We start from the raw sequence: 17262 nt of genomic DNA on the forward strand, positions 1-17262 counted from the left end.
TCAGTCCTCCGGCGGGCCCAGCACCGAGGTCGCGACGGTCGCGTGCGCCGACTCGTCGTCCGACGGGTGGTAGATCCCCGCCAGCACGTCGCGGTACAGCCGGGCGAGCTCGCTGCCCGTGAAGTACGCCCCGCCGCCGGACACGCGCAGCGCGAGGTCCACGACGACGCGTGCCGTCTCGGTGGCCCGCACCTTGAGCCCCACGAGCTGCGCGAACCACCGCGCGCCGTGGTCCGCCTGCTCGTCGACGTCGCGCGCCAGGGCGAACACCTGCAGCTCGGCCCCGTCCTGGGCGAGCGCCGCGTCCGCGATGCGCCAGCGGATGTCGGGGTCCTGCGCGTACGACCGGCCGCCGTGCTTGAGCGACGTGCGCCGCCGGGCGTGCCCGACGCCGAGCTCGAGCGCCCGGCGCCCGATGCCCGTGTACACGGCCGCCAGCAACGTCTCGAAGACGGCGAACAGCGCGAACACGAACGGGTCCGCCGACGGTCCCGGCGGCAGCCTCCGGTAGACGCGGTCCGCCGGCGCGTACGCGCCGTCCAGCACGGTGGTGGCCGACTGGGTCGCGCGCATGCCGAGCGTGTCCCAGTCGTCGCGCGCCTGGACGCCACCGTCCTGCCGGGCGACGACGCCGTGCACGAGGCGCGGGTCGGCCGGGTCGGAGTCGTCCAGGCCGAACGTCGCGAGCCGCGTCCAGACCGGCGACAGCGACGTGAAGATCTTCGTGCCGTGGTACCGGTAGCCGCCGTCGGGCTGCGGCACGGCCCGGGTGCGGGACCCGAACATCACCAGGTCGTTGCCCGCCTCGGAGTTGCCGAACGCGTACACCTCCCCCGCGGCCGCGTCCTGCAGCACGAACTCCACGGAGTCGTCGCCGCGGGCCACCAGGAGCGCGGCCAGGCCGGTGACGACGAGGTGCATGTTGACGGCCAGTGCCGTGGCCGGCGCGGCTGCCGCGAGCCGGACCTGCTCGCGCGCCACCTCCTCGAGGGTGAGCCCGGCACCGCCGAGACGCTCGGGCACGAACGCCCGCAGGTACCCGGCCGCCACGAGGTCGGCGAGGTCGTCGTGGGGGAAGGTGTTGTCGCGGTCGTGCGCGTCCGCGCGCGCGTGGACCCGGGCGAGCAGGTCGTCGGAGAGCAGGGTGCGCAGCCGCCGCGTCATCGGCCGTCCCGGACCGGGCGAAGGGTCGTGGTCGTGGTCATACGCCCACTGTGCCACCGCGACCGGAGCCGGCCCGTGGCGGGCGTGCTTTCCGCTGCGGCAGGATGCGGTCATGAGCATCTTCGCGGTCCGCTACACCTACGACGAGCGGACCGCGGTCCGCGACGCCGTCCGCCCCGAGCACCGGGCGTGGCTGGCGCAGCAGGCCGAGGACGGCGTGCTGCTCGGGTCGGGCCCGTTCACCGACGGCGACCCCGGTGCGCTCCTGGTGCTCCGCGCGGACGACGAGGCGGCCGTGCGCGGCGTGCTCGCGCGGGACCCGTTCGCACGCGAGGGGCTCGTCGCGGCGACCGACGTGCGCGGGTGGGACCTGGTCCTGGGCCCCTGGTCCGCGACGTCCTGAGCCGGACCCCCTGAGCCGGGACCGTCGGCGCCCGCGGCCTGCACGTCCGCGGGCCCGGTGCGTCAGGAGGCGCCCGGCCCGTCCGGACGCTGCTCGGGCGCGGGGGGCGGGAGGCGGCGCGCCGCCGCCAGGTCGTGCCGGGCGCGCACGAGGCTGGCCACCGTGGCGACCGCCAGTGCGCCCGCGATGACCGTGAGCGAGACCCACGTGGGCACCTCGGGCGCCCACGGGACCGGCTCGCCGCCGTTGACGAACCCCAGCGAGTTCGTGGCGAGCGCCTCGAGCACCAGCTTGACGCCGATGAACGCGAGGATCGCCGCGAGCCCGTACGGCAGGTACACCAGCCGGTCGAGCAGCCCGCCGAGCAGGAAGTACAGCTGGCGCAGCCCCATGAGCGCGAACACGTTGGTCGTGAAGACGATGAACGGGTCGTGCGTCAGCCCGAAGATCGCGGGGATCGAGTCGAACGCGAACAGCACGTCCGTGGTCCCGATCGCCACGAACACGACGACGAGCGGCGTGAACACGCGGCGGCCCTCGTGGACGGTGCGCACGCGCCCGCCGTCGTACGTCGGCGACATCGGCAGCACGCGTCGCAGGCCGCGCACCAGCCGGTTCTCCTCGTACGGCTCGTCGCCGGAGCCCGCGCCCTCCCGCAGCAGCCGCACGGCCGTCCACACCAGGAACGCCCCGAAGAGGTAGAAGACCCAGGTGTAGCGCTCGATGAGCGCGGCGCCCGCCAGGATGAAGGCGCCGCGCAGGACGAGCGCCACGATGATCCCCACCATGAGCACGCGCTGCTGCTGCTCGCGGGGCACCGCGAAGCTGGACATGATCAGCAGGAAGACGAACAGGTTGTCGACCGACAGGCTGTACTCGGTCAACCAGCCCGCGACGAACTCCCCCGCCGGGGCGGGCCCGCCCACCAGGGCCACCAGCCCGGCGAACACGAGCGCCAGGCCGACGTAGACCAGCACCCACACGACGCTCTCGCGCACCGACGGCACGTGCGGCCGCCGGCGCACGAGCGCGAGGTCGAGCAGCAGGATCGCCACGAGGGCGACGAGCGACGCCGCCTGGAAGGCGGCGGGCAGCTCGTGCGTCACGGCCGGCCCTCGGACCCGCTCTCGTCGTGCGCCGGGTCGGCCGCCAGACCGTGCGTCGCGCCGCGCGCCTCCTCGAGTGCACGTGCCGCCTCGTCCTTGCGGGTTCGCCGCAGCGACAGGACGGTCGTCACCAGGAGCGTGCCGACGATCACCCCGAGGGAGACCCAGGTGTTGATCTCGGGCACGACGGTGATGTGCTCACCCCCGTTGATGAACGGCACCTCGTTGGTGTGCATCGCGTGGATGAGGAGCTTGATGCCGATGAAGCCCAGGATCACGCCGAGGCCGTAGGACAGGTAGACGAGCTTGTCGAGCAGTCCGTCGATGAGGAAGAACAGCTGGCGCAGGCCCAGCAGGGAGAACGCGTTCGCCGCGAAGACCAGGAACGTCTCCTGCGTGAGCCCGAAGATCGCCGGGATCGAGTCGACCGCGAAGATGATGTCGGCGGTACCGATCGCGACCATGACGATGAGCATCGGCGTCATGTACCGCTTGCCGTCGCGCCGCACCACCATCTTGTCGCCGACGTAGTCGTCGGTCGTGGGGAACGCGCGCCGCGTCCAGCGCAGCACCGCGTTCTCGTGGTACTCCTCCTCGTCCGCGCTCCCCGCGCGGATCTGCGTCCACGCGGTGTAGAGCAGGAAGGCCCCGAACAGGTAGAAGATCGCGCTGAAGCGCTCGATGAAGGCGGCGCCGACGAAGATGAACACCGTCCGCAGGACCAGCGCGATGGTGATGCCGATGAGCAGCACCTTCTGCTGGTAGAGCCGCGGCACCCGGAAGCTCGCCATGATGAGGACGAAGACGAACAGGTTGTCGACCGACAGGCTCTTCTCCGTCACGTACCCGGCGAAGTACTCCGCGCCGTAGGTCGTGCCCCACACGACCCAGACCACCACGCCGAAGACGAGCGCGACCGCGACGTACCCGGCCGACCACCAGGCCGACTCGCGCAGGGTCGGCTCGTGCGGCGAACGCACGTGGCCGATGTAGTCGACCGCGAGCATGACGACGATGAGACCGACGGTGACGGCCCACACCCAGGGCTGAACATCCACGAGACAGACCTCCGGAGAGTACGACTGATGACCGGAGGTCTCTTCCGCCAGCGCTGACTCCACCCGGTGCGGGTCGTGCGCGCGGCCGACGCACCGGGCCGGCAACGCTGGCGACCGTGATGACGATGACGTCGTGGGGAGTACTCCCCTCCGCCGAGAACTATAGGTGACGCCCACGCCTCGCGCCGCGCGGCGCCCGCGCCGTGGACGGCACCGCCGGCGCGCGACCAGAACGCTCAGACCAGGCAGAACTCGTTGCCCTCGGGGTCCCGCATGACGATCCAGAACCCCTGGAGCTCGTCGTCGTGCTCGCGGACCCGCGAGGCCCCGAGCGCCTCCAGCTCCCCCGCCCGCGCACGGATCTCGTCGGCCCGACGCTCACCGGGACGGGCGGGCGCGCCGGGCAGCCCGACGTCGAGGTGCACCCGGTTCTTCGCCGTCTTCCCCTCCGGCACCTTCTGCAGGAAGATCCGCGGTCCGGAGCCCTCGGGGTCGACGATCGCGTTCGCGTCGTTCCAGCGCTCCTCCGGCAGCCCCCACGCGCGCAACGTCTCCTCCCAGGAGGCGAAGCCCTCCGGCGGCGCCTCGCGGACGTACCCCAGTGCCTCCTGCCAGAAGACCCCGAGCGCGAAGGGGTCGTGGGCGTCGAACACGATCTGCAGCCTGCGGTCCATCGGTGCTCCTCCTCGGGACGTGCCCGGCCGGTCCACCGCGGTCGCGGTGCGCTCAGGCCGTGGCGGCCTGCATCTGGCGCAGCTCCTTCTTGAGCCCGGAGATCTCGTCGCGCAGCCGGGCGGCGAGCTCGAACTGCAGCTCGCCGGCCGCGGCGTGCATCTGCTCGGTGAGCTGCTGGATGAGGTCGGCCAGGTCGTGGGCGGCCGCGCCGGTCAGCCGCGTGCGGTCGTCCGCCGCGGGCCGCGAGCCCAGCCCGGGCACCGGTGCCTTGCCGCGGCTCGCCTGACGTGCGGCGCCGCCGAGCAGCTCGGCCGTGTCGGCGTCCTCGCGCGCCAGCATGTCCGTGATGTCGCCGATCCGCTTGCGCAGCGGCTGCGGGTCGATCCCGTGCTCGAGGTTGTACGCGATCTGCCGCTCGCGGCGGCGCTCGGTCTCGTCCAGCGCCTGGCGCATGGCCGGCGTGACGGTGTCGGCGTACATGTGCACCTCACCGGAGACGTTGCGCGCCGCACGCCCGATGGTCTGGATGAGCGACTTGCCGGAGCGCAGGAACCCCTGCTTGTCGGCGTCGAGGATCGCCACGAGCGACACCTCCGGCAGGTCGAGCCCCTCGCGCAGCAGGTTGATGCCGACGAGCACGTCGTACTCCCCCAGCCGCAACTCGCGCAGCAGCTCCACGCGCCGCAGCGTGTCGACCTCCGAGTGCAGGTAGCGCACCCGGACGCCCTTCTCCAGCAGGTAGTCGGTGAGGTCCTCGGACATCTTCTTGGTCAGCGTCGTGACCAGCACGCGCTCGTCGCGCTCCACCCGGTCGTTGATCTCGCCCAGGAGGTCGTCGATCTGCCCCTTGGTCGGCTTGACCAGCACCTGCGGGTCCACCAGCCCCGTGGGCCGGATGATCTGCTCGACCACGCCGTCGGCCATCGACAGCTCGTAGTCCCCGGGCGTGGCCGACAGGTAGACCGTCTGCCCGATGCGCTCCACGAACTCCTCCCAGCGCAGCGGCCGGTTGTCGACCGCGCTCGGCAGGCGGAACCCGTGGTCCACGAGGGCGCGCTTGCGCGACATGTCGCCCTCGAACATCGCGCCGATCTGCGGCACGGTGACGTGCGACTCGTCGATGACGAGCAGGAAGTCCTCGGGGAAGTAGTCGATCAGGGTGTTCGGTGCGGAGCCGGCGGGCCGTCCGTCGATGTGGCGGGAGTAGTTCTCGATGCCCGAGCACGAGCCGATCTGCCGCATCATCTCGATGTCGTAGGTGGTGCGCATCTGCAGGCGCTGCGCCTCGAGCAGCTTGTTCTGCCGCTCGAGCTCGGCCAGCCGTTCCTCGAGCTCGGCCTCGATGCCGGCGATGGCGCGCTCCATGCGCTCGGGCCCCGCCACGTAGTGCGTCGCGGGGAACACGTGCATCTGCTGCTCCGCGCGCACCACGTCGCCCGTCAGGGGGTGCAGCGTCGCGATGGCCTCGATCTCGTCGCCGAAGAACTCGATCCGGATCGCGAGCTCCTCGTACACCGGGATGATCTCGACGGTGTCCCCGCGCACCCGGAAGGTGCCGCGGGTGAACGCCATGTCGTTGCGCGTGTACTGCATCGTCACGAAGCGGCGCAGCAGCTGGTCGCGGTCGATCCGGTCCCCCACCGCGAGGGTGACCATGCGGTCGACGTACTCCTGCGGCGTGCCCAGGCCGTAGATGCACGACACCGTCGACACGACGACCACGTCGCGCCGCGTCAGCAGCGAGCTGGTCGCCGAGTGTCGCAGCCGCTCGACCTCCTCGTTGATCGAGGAGTCCTTCTCGATGTAGGTGTCCGTCTGCGCGATGTACGCCTCGGGCTGGTAGTAGTCGTAGTACGACACGAAGTACTCGACCGCGTTGTTCGGCATCAGCTCGCGGAACTCGGTCGCCAGCTGGGCCGCGAGGGTCTTGTTCGGGGCCATGACGAGCGTCGGACGCTGCAGCTGCTCGATGAGCCACGCCGTCGTCGCCGACTTGCCGGTACCGGTGGCGCCGAGCAGCACCACGTCCTTCTCGCCGGCCCGCACGCGGGCGGCGAGCTCGGCGATGGCGGTCGGCTGGTCACCGCTCGGGGTGTACTCGGACACCACCTCGAACGGCGCGACGGTCCGCTGCAGGTCGGTCACGGGACGCATGAGGACACCGTACGTCGCACCACCGACAACGACCCGACGACCCCGTGGGGGCGGCCGGCGGCGGGTCAGTCCCCGCTGAACGACACGTACGCCGCGGGGTCCGCCGTCGACAGCATCGACGCGTAGCGGTCCATGAACGCCCGGTAGGCGCTGAAGCCGACCACCCGGCGCTTGGCCATGGGCACCAGCGCGCTCATGCCGGACGACTTCACGACGTAGCTGGTGATGAGCGTGCGCACGGTCACCCGACCGACGGCACGGTCCACCTCGACGTCGAAGAACAGCACCGGCTCGCTGGTCTCCCGGGTCATGTCCCGGATCGACACCGACACCTTGTTCGCGCTGCGCTCACCCACCCGCAGCCAGCCGCTCTCGTCCTCGACCGCGGCGACCGCCTGGGCCACCATGTCCAGCACCTGCGTCGCCGACAGCGCACCGGTGGCCACCGACATCGAGGCCTTGGACTGCAGCGGGCGCGCCTCCCACCCGCTACCGACCGACTGCTGGGCCATCGTTCCTCCGGCTACGTTGCCCGGGTCCGCCCGACGCGGCCCCCGGGACACGCTCGTCGCGCGTCCGTCCGAGTGATCGGCGTCCGAACCGTACTGCTCGCGTGGACGGCCGTTCAATTCACCCGAAGGAATGACGGGTACTGCGCGGGACGGGGGACCTTCGTCCTGCAGCGCACGTCAGGGGGCGTCGGCCGCCCGCTCGTCGGCACGCTCCACGGCCAGCCGCTCCCACAGCGCGTCCACCTGCCGCTCGAGGTCCGCGTCGCTGCCGGCGCCGTCGAGCACGACGTCCGCCACGGCCAGCCGGGCCTCGTCGCGGGCCTGCGCCGCCACGCGCGCCAGCGCGTCCGCCCGGTCCATCCCGCGCAGCCGCACGAGCCGCTCGACGCGCAGCCCCGCCGGGGCGTGCACGACCACGACCACGTGGAAGTCCTCGGCCTGCCCCGTCTCGACCAGCAGCGGGATGTCGTGCACCACGACGGCCCCGGGGTCCAGCGCCGCGGCGGCCGCCTCCTGCTCGGCCGCGAGCCGGCGGACGACGGGGTGCACGATCGCGTCCAGCCGGGCACGGGCCCCGGCGTCGGCGAACACGATCCGTCCCAGCGCCGCGCGGTCCAGGTCCCCCGCGGCGTCGAGGACCCCCGGGCCGAACTCCGCGACCACCTCGTCGAGGCCGGCGCTGCCCGGCGCCACGGCCTGCCGCGCCAGGACGTCCGCGTCGACCACGACCGCGCCGCGCTCGGCGAACCTGCGCGCAGCGACGGACTTGCCCGCCGCGATCCCTCCGGTCAGCCCGATCCTCTGCATCGCCCCATCCTCCCGGCCCGGCGCGTGCCGCGCGACCTCCCCACGCGGGCGACGGTCCCCCGGGTACGCCGACGGCCGGCCACCCCGAGGGGTGACCGGCCGTCCGCCGTGCAGACCGTCGCGGGCGGACCCGCGCGGACTCAGTTGCCGGTGAGCTTCTCGCGCAGCGCGGCGAGCGCCTCGTCCGACGCGAGGGTGCCCGCGACCTCCTCCGCCGGGGCGGACGAGTAGGTCGACGGCGCCGGGCCGCTGCCCGTGGACTCGGACGTCGAGGCCTCGGCGTCCGCCTGGGCCGCCGCGGCGACCTGCTTGCGGTGCGCCTCCCAGCGCTCGTGGGCGGCCGCGTACTGGGCCTCCCACGCCTCGCGCTGGGTCTCGAAGCCCTCGAGCCACTCGTTCGTCGTCGGGTCGAAGCCCTCGGGGTACTTGTAGTTGCCCTGCTCGTCGTACTCCGCCGCCATGCCGTACAGCGCGGGGTCGAAGTCGTCCGACTCGGGGTCGAAGCCCTCGTTCGCCTGCTTGAGCGACAGCGAGATGCGGCGACGCTCGAGGTCGATGTCGATGACCTTGACGAAGACGTCGTCGCCGACCTGCACGACCTGCTCCGGGATCTCGACGTGGCGCACGGCCAGCTCCGAGATGTGCACGAGGCCCTCGATGCCGTCCTCGACGCGCACGAACGCACCGAACGGGACGAGCTTGGTGACCTTGCCGGGCACGACCTGGCCGATGGCGTGCGTCCGGGCGAACGCCTGCCACGGGTCCTCCTGCGTCGCCTTCAGCGACAGGGAGACCCGCTCGCGGTCGAAGTCGACCTCGAGCACCTCGACCGTGACCTCCTGGCCGACCTCGACGACCTCGGACGGGTGGTCGATGTGCTTCCAGGACAGCTCGGAGACGTGCACGAGCCCGTCCACGCCGCCCAGGTCCACGAAGGCACCGAAGTTGACGATCGACGAGACGACACCGGGGCGCACCTGGCCCTTCTGCAGGGTCTGCAGGAAGGTGGAGCGGACCTCGGACTGCGTCTGCTCGAGCCACGCACGCCGCGACAGCACGACGTTGTTGCGGTTCTTGTCGAGCTCGATGATCTTGGCCTCGATCTCCTTGCCGACGTACGGCTGGAGGTCGCGCACGCGACGCATCTCGACGAGGGAGGCCGGCAGGAAGCCGCGCAGGCCGATGTCGAGGATGAGGCCACCCTTGACGACCTCGATGACGGTGCCGGTGACGACGCCGTCCTCCTCCTTGATCTTCTCGATCGTGCCCCACGCCCGCTCGTACTGCGCGCGCTTCTTGGACAGGATCAGACGACCCTCCTTGTCCTCCTTCTGGAGGACCAGGGCCTCGACCTCGTCGCCGACCTTGACGACCTCGCCGGGGTCCACGTCGTGCTTGATGGACAGCTCACGGGAGGGGATGACGCCCTCGGTCTTGTAACCGATGTCGAGCAGGACCTCGTCGCGGTCGACCTTGACGATGGTGCCCTCGACGATGTCGCCATCGTTGAAGTACTTGATGGTGGCGTCGATCGCAGCGAGGAAGTCCTCGGCCGTACCGATGTCGTTCACCGCGACCTGCGGGCTGGCCGGCTTCGCGGGGGTGGAGATGCTCATGTAGTGGTGGGCTCCGATGCGGACAGGAAGTAGTGCGGACAGGAAGGGTGACGCGGTCCTCGCGCCGGTCGCCCGCCGCGCCGACCCGCCGCACCCGCGTGCGGAGTGGAACCGGGCGGGGTGACGAGTCGGTACGCACGGGGATCGATCAACACGCGCGGCACCGCCGTCCACCCTATCGGGTGCATGACCGTGCAGGCAAAGGGTGGGGCTCAGGCGAGCGCCCGGGCCACCGTCAGCAGGCCCTGCGGGACGAACTTCACCTTGCCGGCGACGTCCTCGAGCGGGACCAGCACGACCTCCTCGCCCCGGACGGCGGTCATGACGTTGGTCGTGCCGGCCGTCACCGCGTCGATCGCCGCGACGCCGAACCGCGACGCCAGGATCCGGTCCGCCGCCGTGGGGATGCCGCCCCGCTGCGTGTGACCGAGCACCGTGACGCGCGTGTCGAAGCCGGTGCGCTGCTCGATCTCGGTCTTCAGCCGCTCCCCGATCGCGCCCGCGACGATCTCGCCGTACTTGCCCATCTGGGTCTCGTAGTGCATGGGCGTGTTCTCGGCCGGTACGGCACCCTCGGCCACGACGACGATCGAGAAGCTCGCGTGCGCACGGTGGCGGTGCTTGAGGAAGCGCTCGATCCGGCCGATGTCGAAGGGCTCCTCCGGTGCGAGCACGAGCTCGGCACCACCGGCGATGCCCGACGTCACGGCGATCCAGCCGGCGTGCCGCCCCATGACCTCGACGATCATCACGCGGTTGTGGGACTCGGCGGTCGTGTGGATCCGGTCGATCGCCTCGGTGGCGATGCTCACCGCGGTGTCGAAGCCGATCGACGCGTCGGTGCCCCACACGTCGTTGTCGATCGTCTTGGGGATGCCGACGACCTTCACGCCCGCCTCGGCGACCTTGCTCGCCGCGTTCAGCGTCCCGTCGCCACCGATGCAGATGAGCGCCTCGATGCGCTCCGCCTCGAGCGTCGCCAGTGCGGCGTCGAGCCCGCCGTCGGAGGCGTGCGGGTGGTAGCGCGCCGTGCCGAGCAGCGTGCCGCCCGTCGGCAGCACGTTGCGGATGTGCTGGCGCGTCAGCGGCATGACGTCGCCGTCGACGACGCCCTTCCACCCGTTGCGGAACCCGATGATGGAGTGGCCGTGCTCGCCCTCCCCCCGCTTGACGACCGCACGGATCGCGGCATTCAGGCCGGGGACGTCGCCGCCACCCGTGAGCAGACCGACTCGCACGCTGGAGCTCCTCGTTCGCAGGGGTCCGCCCCGCCGGGACGGCAAGGGGGGCCGGGCGCGCTCCGACGCGGCGCCGCACGTCCCACACTAGCGAGGCCCGCGCGGGACGCCGTGCGGCTTCGGTCCCGGGGGGACCTCGCGGCCGGGGAGTAGGGCGTCAGACGCTGCGGCGCAGGTCGAGGTCCCGCCCCGGGATCGCGTCGAGCAGCGTGCGGGTGTACTGCGTGCGCGGCGCGTCGAACACCTGGTCCACCGTGCCGCTCTCCACCACCCGCCCCTCCTGCATCACGCACACCTCGTCCGCGATCTGGCGCACCACGGCGAGGTCGTGGCTGATGAACAGGTACGACAGGCCGAGCCGCTCCTGCAGGTCCGCCAGCAGGTGCAGGATCTGCGACTGGACGATGACGTCGAGCGCCGAGACGGCCTCGTCGCACACCACGAGCTCGGGCTCGAGCGCCAGGGCGCGGGCGATCGCGACCCGCTGGCGCTGGCCGCCGGACAGCTCCGCGGGGTACCGCGACAGCAGGCCCGCGGGCAGCGCCACCTGGTCCATGAGCTCGCGGACGCGCGCGTGCCGCTGCGCGCGGTCGCCGGTGCCGTGCGCCCGCAGGGGCTCCTCGACCGTCCGGAACACCGTGTAGAGCGGGTCGAGCGACGCGTACGGGTCCTGGAAGATCGGCTGCACCCGTCGGCGGAACGCGACCTCGGCGCCCCGGTCGCGGTGCGCCACGTCGACGCCGTCGAACCGGATCGCTCCGGACGTCGGGGCCAGCAGCCCCAGCATCATCCGCGCGACGGTCGACTTGCCGGACCCGGACTCCCCCACCACGGCCACCGTGCGACCCCGGGGGACGACCAGGCTCACGTCGTCGACCGCCGTGAAGTCCGCGCCCCGCCCCAGCAGCCCGCGGCCGCGGATGCGGAACACCTTGCTGACGTGGTCCACCTCGACGAGCGGCGGCGCGACCACCACGTCGTGCGGGGCCGACGCGCCGGACCCCGCGGTGGGGCCGGACGCGACGGGCCGGGCGACGCCCCTCTCGGAGGCCCCCGCGGTGACGGGCTCCGCACCGACGGGCACGGCCACGTCGGCACCGTGCCGGGCGAGCTCGATGCGCCGCGACGCCAGGGAGGGCGCCGCGGCGAGCAGCCGCCGGGTGTACTCGTGCTGCGGCGACGTGAGGATCGCGTGCGCGTCGCCCTCCTCGACCACCTCGCCGCGGTACATCACGACCACCCGGTCCGCGCGCTCGGCCGCCAGCCCCAGGTCGTGCGTGATGAGCAGCACCGCGACGCCCAGCCGGTCGGTGAGCTCCGTCAGCCCGTCGAGGATCGTGCGCTGCACCGTCACGTCGAGCGCCGACGTGGGCTCGTCGGCGATGAGCAGGCGCGGGCGCGCCGCCAGACCCATCGCGATCAGCGCCCGCTGCCGCATGCCCCCCGAGAACTCGTGCGGGTACTGCTGCGCACGCCGCTCCGCGTCCGGCAGGCCCGCCTCGGCCAGCAGCTCGACCGTGCGCGCCCGCACGCCGCGGCCGCGCAGCACGCCGTTGTCCTCGAGCGTCTCGTCGACCTGCTCCCCCACCCGGCGGACCGGGTTGAGGTTCGACATCGGGTCCTGCGGCACCATGCCGATCCGCGACCCGCGTACGCGGTGCATCGCGTCCGGCCCGAGGGCCACGAGGTCCTCGCCCTCGAAGAGGATCGAGCCGCCCGTGACCGCGCCGTTGCCGGCCAGCAGCCCGATCACGGCCGCCGCGGTCGTGGACTTGCCCGAGCCGGACTCCCCCACCACGGCCACGGTCTGGCCGGCGTGCACGTCGAACGACACGCCGCGCACCGCGGTGGCGGAGCCGGACTCGGTGCGGAACGTGACCTCGAGGTCCCGGATGCGCAGCAGCGGCTCGGCCTGGTCGGTCTCCTGCTCCGGTGCGTCGGTCACGCTCATCGCCTCCTCGATCGCGGGTCGAGGGCCTCCCGCAGCGCCTCGCCGAACAACGTGAAGCCCAGGGCCGTCACCGAGATGCAGAGGCCGGGCCACAGCGCGAGCCGGGGCGCCACCTCGAGCTCGTTCTGGGCGGCGACGAGCATGCGGCCCCACTCGGCGGTGGTCGGCGATCCGCCTCCCAGGCCGAGGAAGGAGAGCGCCGCCGCCTCGATGACCGCCGTCGCGAGCAGGAGCGTGGCCTGCACGATCACCGGGGACACGCTGTTGGGCAGGACGTGGCTCATCGTGACCGTGCGCCGCGACAGACCCAGCGACCGGGCCGCCAGCACGTAGTCCTGGTTCTTCTGGGCCAGCATCGACCCGCGCAGCAGCCGGGCGAACACCGGCACCTGCACGACGCCGATCGCGATGACGACCGACGAGGGCGTCTGCCCGGCCACCGCGGCGATCGACACCGCGAGCAGCAGGCTGGGGACGGCCAGCATGAGGTCGACCAGCCGCATGACCGCCGAGTCGGCCCACCCGCCGAAGGCGCCCGCGAGCGTACCGAGCACCATGCCGCCCGCGAGCCCGAGCAGCGTCGACAGGACACCGATGAGCAGCGAGGCGCGCGCACCCCAGATCAGCTGGGACAGCACGTCGGCGCCGTACCGGTCCAGGCCGAGCGGGTGCTCGGCCGACGGTCCGGGGATGAACGTCGGGCGCACGTCGGCGCGGCCGGGCAGCGCACCGGGCGCGTACGGCGCCAGGACCGGGGCGAGGAGCGCCACCAGCAGGAACGCCACGACGATGACCACACCGAGGACCGCCGCGGGGTTGCGCAGCAGACGCCGCGCGGCGACACGCCACAGCGCCTCCCCCGCGCGGCGGTCCTCCGCGAGCTCGCCGGCGTCGACCGGCGCCTGCGGGACCTCGTAGACCTCGGGTGCGCTCATCGGGTCCTCATCCTCGGGTCGATCAGGCCGTACGACACGTCGACCGCCAGGTTCACCAGGGCGTAGACCACGGCGATCAGCAGGATGAAGCCCTGCAGCACCGCGTAGTCGAGGTTGAACACGGCGTCGGCGAGGAACTTGCCGACGCCGGGGAACGCGAACACCGTCTCGGTCAGCACCGCACCGGACAGCAGCAGGCCGATCTGCAGACCGATGGTCGTCGAGACGGGCAGCATCGCGTTGTGCAGGATCACCCGGCCGCGCACGTGCGTGGGCGAGAGCCCCTTGGCGCGGGCCGTGCGGACGTAGTCGGCGTGCTGCACGTCGATCACCGACGCGCGGGTGATCCGGGCGATGATCGCCAGCGGGATCGTCCCCAGCGCGAGCGCCGGCAGCACGAGGTGCACCAGGGCGTCCCAGCTCGCGTCCCACTCGCGGGTCGCCAACCCGTCGAGCACGTAGAACCCGGTCGGGTGGGTCGCCACCATGGCCGGGTCCTGCCGCCCGGCGGACGGGAACCACCCGAGCTGCACGGCGAACAGCCACTTCAGCAGGAACGCGAGGAAGAAGACGGGGATCGTCACACCGAGCAGCGAGGTGACGACCGCGGCGTGGTCGACGAGCCGGCCCTGGCGCCGGGCTGCCACGTACCCCAGCGGGATGCCCACGCCGACGGCGACGAGCAGCGCGACGAGCGACAGCTCGATCGTCGCGGGGAACCGGGACATGAACTCGTCGAGGACGGGTCGGCCCGTGCGGGTCGACACGCCGAAGTTGCCCTGGAGGAGCTGCCCCAGCCAGGTCACGTACTGCTGGGGCAGCGGTCGGTCGAATCCGTAGAGCTCGTTGATGCGTGCCACGGCGTCGGGGGTCGCACGCTCCCCCAGGAGGGCCGTCGCCGGCCCTCCCGGGAGAGCACGCACCCACAGGAACAGCAGCACCGACAACCCGAGCAGGGTCGGGACGAGCAGCGCGAGGCGCCGCAGGATCAGTCGGGTCATCGGGTCGAGCAGCTCCTCAGTCGCCCAGGGTGATCACGTTGTAGACCTCGTCCTGGACCGGCGAGGCCGGGTAGCCCCGGACGTCGGCCTTGAACGCGAGCGACGGCACCGGGTGCGCCAGCGGGACGCCCGGCAGGAAGTCGAGGATGGCCGCGTTGGCCGCCTCGTACGCCTCGGTCTGGGCGTCGAGGTCCGCGACGTACCGCGCGTCGTTGATCGCCGCGAACAGCTCCGGGTTGTCGAAGCCCCACTCGTTCGACGTACCGCCGAAGAAGACGCCGATGAAGTTGTAGGTGTCGTTGTAGTCGCCGGTCCACCCGAGCAGGTGCAGCCCGTGGTCGGCGCCGCCCTGGATCCGGTCGAGGTACTCCGGGTTCCACGGGTCCGGCACGGCGTTGACCGTGATGCCGACCGCCTCGAGGTCCGCCTCGATGGCCGTGAACACCTGCTCCGGCGTCGGCATGTAGGGCCGCGAGACGTTGGTCGGGTAGTTGAAGTCGATCGTGAGCGCCGACCTCCCGGCCTCGGCGAGCAGCGCGCGCGCCTTGTCCGGGTCGTAGTCGTAGGTCGCGACGTCGGCGTTCCAGCCGGCGACCGACGGCGGGACGAAGTTCGTCGCGACCTCGGTGCCCTCGGGCAGCGTCTGCGCGACCAGCGCCTCCTTGTTGATCGCGTGCGCGATCGCCTGCCGGACCCGCAGGTCGGCGAGGTCCGGGTTCCCCTGGTTCATGCCGAGGTACAGCACGTTGAAGGGCTCACGGTTGACGATCTGGAAGCCCGCCTCCTCGAGCGCCACCACGTCGGCGGGGCCGACGAGGTCGTACCCGTCGATGTCACCGGCCTGGAGCGCCTGCCGGCGCGCCGTCGCGTCGGAGATGATCGGGAAGACGATCCGACGGACCTGGCCCTGCTCGCCCCAGTAGTCCTCGTAGGCGCTGAGCACGACCTCCTCGCCCGGGCTCCAGGACTCGAACACGAACGGTCCGGTGCCGGTGGGGTGTCCGGTGGCGTACTCGGGCAGCACCGGCGCCTCGCCGTCGCCGGTCACGCCGTCCGCGTCGTACTTCTCGAGCGCGGTGGGCGACTGCATGGCGAACGCGGGCAGGGACAGGGCCGAGACCAGCTCCGGCAGGGGGCTGCGCAGGTGGACCACGGCGGTGCCCGCGTCGGGCGCCTCGCACGACTCGTACTTGCCGGTGCCGTTCAGGCTCTCGACGTCGCTGCTCGCGAACCCGCCGTTGACCTTCTGCCAGTAGTAGGAGAGCGACTCCGACTGCAGGACGCCCGTGAAGTTGTTCCAGCGCTCGAAGTTGGCGCACACCGCGTCGCCGTCGAAGGCGGTGCCGTCGTGGAAGGTCACGCCCTCCTTGAGGGTGAACGTGTACTCCAGGCCGTCGTCGCTGACGTCCCACGACTCCGCGAGCAGGGGCGCGGGGTCCGCGGTGCCGGGCTCGACCCCCACCAGGCCCTCGAAGATCTGCCGCGCCACCCGGAAGGTCTCGCCGTCGCTGGCGAACGCCGGGTCGAGCGAGGACGGGTCGCCGGACGCCGCGAAGATGAAGGTGTCACGACCTCCGTCCGTCGCGCCGTCGTCGTCGCCGCCGGTGTCGCGGTCGCTGGCGGCGCACGCGGTCAGGGCGAGCCCCACCACCAGCCCTCCGGCCACCATCTGCCATCTGGTCCTCACTGCAGCCACCTCTCGTCAGGGCCTGGTTGTGCACCACGCCGCCCGGGACCCGGCAGACGCTAGGTGCGCCGTGTCACGCGCGTGTTACGCACCGGTACGGATTCGGCATCGGACAGACTGGCAGGATGTCGGAGGAATCGCCGGACGACGCGCTGGCCGCTGCCGGATACCTGGACGTCCCGGACGAACAGGGTGGTCGTGCCGCCCGCGGGTGGTGGGACGCCAACGCGGACGAGTACCTCGACGAGCACGGCGCGTTCCTCGGCCCCGCCGACCTGCTGTGGTGCCCCGAGGGGCTGCGGGAGTCGGAGGCCCACCTGCTCGGCGACGTCCGCGGCGCCCGCGTCCTGGAGCTCGGCGCGGGCGCGGCGCAGGGGACGCGCTGGCTGCGCACCCAGGGGGGCGCCGACGGGGTCGCGACCGACGTGTCCGCCGGCATGCTCGCCGCGGCACGGCGCCTCGACGCCCGGACGGGCACCCGGACACCGCTCGTGCAGGCCGACGCCCGGGCCCTGCCGTTCGCGTCCGCGTCGTTCGACGTGGCGTTCACCGCGTTCGGTGCCCTGCCGTTCGTGCCCGACACCGCGCGGGTGCACGCCGAGGTCGCCCGGGTCCTGCGCCCGGGCGGGCGCTGGGTCTTCTCCGTCACCCACCCGGTGCGCTGGGCGTTCCCCGACGACCCCGGTGAGGGTGGACTCACGGCCACACGCTCCTACTTCGACCGGCGGCCCTACGTGGAGCAGGCCGCCGACGGGCGCGTGCTGTACGCGGAGTACCACCGGACCCTGGCCGACCACGTGGGTGACGTCGTCGGCGCCGGGCTGGTGGTCGACGGGCTCCTGGAACCGGAGTGGCCCGCGGGCCACGACCGCGTGTGGGGAGGCTGGGGGCCGGTGCGCGGCGCCCGGTTGCCCGGGACGCTCATCGTGCGGGCGCACCGGCCCCTCGCCTGACC

Annotated in this window: 15 protein-coding genes; 2 read left to right on the forward strand and 13 right to left on the reverse strand. The window is 72.4% G+C overall.

Going from position 1 to position 17262, the window contains the following annotated elements; translation table 11 throughout:
• Positions 1 to 1164 (reverse strand): acyl-CoA dehydrogenase family protein, encoded by a 1164-nt coding sequence (locus BMZ16_RS07885; protein WP_089799202.1) that lies wholly within the window; start codon positions 1162 to 1164, stop codon positions 1 to 3.
• A 112-nt stretch (positions 1165 to 1276) separates the two neighbouring features.
• Here BMZ16_RS07885 and BMZ16_RS07890 point away from each other — a divergent pair, with 112 nt between their 5' ends.
• Positions 1277 to 1567, forward strand: coding sequence for a YciI family protein (locus tag BMZ16_RS07890; protein WP_089799204.1), 291 nt, complete (start codon positions 1277 to 1279; stop codon positions 1565 to 1567).
• A gap of 62 nt (positions 1568 to 1629) precedes the next feature.
• Here BMZ16_RS07890 and BMZ16_RS07895 read toward each other — a convergent pair whose 3' ends face one another.
• The 12 genes from BMZ16_RS07895 to BMZ16_RS07950 form a co-directional block, all read right to left on the reverse strand.
• Complete coding sequence (locus BMZ16_RS07895; RefSeq protein WP_089799206.1) at positions 1630 to 2673, reverse strand: TerC family protein; 1044 nt, start codon at positions 2671 to 2673, stop codon at positions 1630 to 1632.
• Entirely contained in the window at positions 2670 to 3731 is a 1062-nt protein-coding gene (locus tag BMZ16_RS07900; RefSeq protein ID WP_089799208.1) for a TerC family protein, read from the reverse strand. The genes BMZ16_RS07895 and BMZ16_RS07900 overlap by 4 nt, the downstream gene beginning before the upstream one ends.
• A 236-nt stretch (positions 3732 to 3967) precedes the next feature.
• A complete protein-coding gene (locus tag BMZ16_RS07905) occupies positions 3968 to 4405 on the reverse strand; it encodes a VOC family protein (protein WP_089799210.1) in 438 nt (145 codons plus the stop codon).
• 52 nt (positions 4406 to 4457) lie between these two features.
• On the reverse strand, positions 4458 to 6560 hold the full coding sequence (uvrB, locus tag BMZ16_RS07910) for an excinuclease ABC subunit UvrB (RefSeq protein ID WP_089799212.1): 2103 nt from the start codon (positions 6558 to 6560) through the stop codon (positions 4458 to 4460).
• 65 nt (positions 6561 to 6625) lie between these two features.
• Positions 6626 to 7072 carry a hypothetical protein gene (locus BMZ16_RS07915; RefSeq protein WP_089799214.1) on the reverse strand — a complete coding sequence of 149 codons (447 nt, stop codon included), beginning with the start codon at positions 7070 to 7072 and terminating at the stop codon, positions 6626 to 6628.
• 177 nt (positions 7073 to 7249) lie between these two features.
• On the reverse strand, positions 7250 to 7879 hold the full coding sequence (gene coaE, locus BMZ16_RS07920; RefSeq protein ID WP_089799216.1) for a dephospho-CoA kinase: 630 nt from the start codon (positions 7877 to 7879) through the stop codon (positions 7250 to 7252).
• A 140-nt stretch (positions 7880 to 8019) separates the two neighbouring features.
• Entirely contained in the window at positions 8020 to 9495 is a 1476-nt protein-coding gene (rpsA, locus tag BMZ16_RS07925) for a 30S ribosomal protein S1 (RefSeq protein WP_089799217.1), read from the reverse strand.
• A 212-nt stretch (positions 9496 to 9707) separates the two neighbouring features.
• Positions 9708 to 10733: a 6-phosphofructokinase gene (locus BMZ16_RS07930; RefSeq protein ID WP_089799219.1), complete on the reverse strand. Its 1026-nt coding sequence runs from the start codon at positions 10731 to 10733 to the stop codon at positions 9708 to 9710.
• A gap of 157 nt (positions 10734 to 10890) precedes the next feature.
• Positions 10891 to 12684: an ABC transporter ATP-binding protein gene (locus BMZ16_RS07935; protein ID WP_089799221.1), complete on the reverse strand. Its 1794-nt coding sequence runs from the start codon at positions 12682 to 12684 to the stop codon at positions 10891 to 10893.
• A complete protein-coding gene (locus BMZ16_RS07940; protein ID WP_089799223.1) occupies positions 12681 to 13619 on the reverse strand; it encodes an ABC transporter permease in 939 nt (312 codons plus the stop codon). The genes BMZ16_RS07935 and BMZ16_RS07940 overlap by 4 nt, the downstream gene beginning before the upstream one ends.
• Positions 13616 to 14620: an ABC transporter permease gene (locus BMZ16_RS07945; protein ID WP_089799225.1), complete on the reverse strand. Its 1005-nt coding sequence runs from the start codon at positions 14618 to 14620 to the stop codon at positions 13616 to 13618. Before BMZ16_RS07945 ends, BMZ16_RS07940 begins: the two co-directional genes overlap by 4 nt.
• Before the next feature lie 16 nt (positions 14621 to 14636).
• Positions 14637 to 16289, reverse strand: a complete 1653-nt coding sequence (locus BMZ16_RS07950; protein ID WP_089799227.1) for an ABC transporter substrate-binding protein — start codon at positions 16287 to 16289, stop codon at positions 14637 to 14639.
• 143 nt (positions 16290 to 16432) lie between these two features.
• On the opposite strand from BMZ16_RS07950, the gene BMZ16_RS07955 reads away from it, so the two are divergent.
• Positions 16433 to 17260, forward strand: a complete 828-nt coding sequence (locus tag BMZ16_RS07955) for a class I SAM-dependent methyltransferase (RefSeq protein WP_089799229.1) — start codon at positions 16433 to 16435, stop codon at positions 17258 to 17260.
• Positions 17261 to 17262: the final 2 nt, after the last annotated feature.

Source organism: Cellulomonas sp. KH9, assembly GCF_900114185.1.
Lineage (GTDB): Bacteria > Actinomycetota > Actinomycetes > Actinomycetales > Cellulomonadaceae > Cellulomonas.

Bases quoted from the DNA above. Each gene is read 5' to 3' on its own strand.
- uvrB (WP_089799212.1), bottom strand. From the start codon at position 6,560: ATGCGTCCCGTGACCGACCTGCAGCGGACCGTCGCGCCGTTCGAGGTG.
- coaE (WP_089799216.1), bottom strand. From the start codon at position 7,879: ATGCAGAGGATCGGGCTGACCGGAGGGATCGCGGCGGGCAAGTCCGTC.
- rpsA (WP_089799217.1), bottom strand. From the start codon at position 9,495: ATGAGCATCTCCACCCCCGCGAAGCCGGCCAGCCCGCAGGTCGCGGTG.
- BMZ16_RS07890 (WP_089799204.1), top strand. From the start codon at position 1,277: ATGAGCATCTTCGCGGTCCGCTACACCTACGACGAGCGGACCGCGGTC.
- BMZ16_RS07885 (WP_089799202.1), bottom strand. From the start codon at position 1,164: ATGACGCGGCGGCTGCGCACCCTGCTCTCCGACGACCTGCTCGCCCGG.
- BMZ16_RS07955 (WP_089799229.1), top strand. From the start codon at position 16,433: ATGTCGGAGGAATCGCCGGACGACGCGCTGGCCGCTGCCGGATACCTG.
- BMZ16_RS07905 (WP_089799210.1), bottom strand. From the start codon at position 4,405: ATGGACCGCAGGCTGCAGATCGTGTTCGACGCCCACGACCCCTTCGCG.
- BMZ16_RS07915 (WP_089799214.1), bottom strand. From the start codon at position 7,072: ATGGCCCAGCAGTCGGTCGGTAGCGGGTGGGAGGCGCGCCCGCTGCAG.
- BMZ16_RS07935 (WP_089799221.1), bottom strand. From the start codon at position 12,684: ATGAGCGTGACCGACGCACCGGAGCAGGAGACCGACCAGGCCGAGCCG.
- BMZ16_RS07950 (WP_089799227.1), bottom strand. From the start codon at position 16,289: ATGGTGGCCGGAGGGCTGGTGGTGGGGCTCGCCCTGACCGCGTGCGCC.
- BMZ16_RS07940 (WP_089799223.1), bottom strand. From the start codon at position 13,619: ATGAGCGCACCCGAGGTCTACGAGGTCCCGCAGGCGCCGGTCGACGCC.
- BMZ16_RS07945 (WP_089799225.1), bottom strand. From the start codon at position 14,620: ATGACCCGACTGATCCTGCGGCGCCTCGCGCTGCTCGTCCCGACCCTG.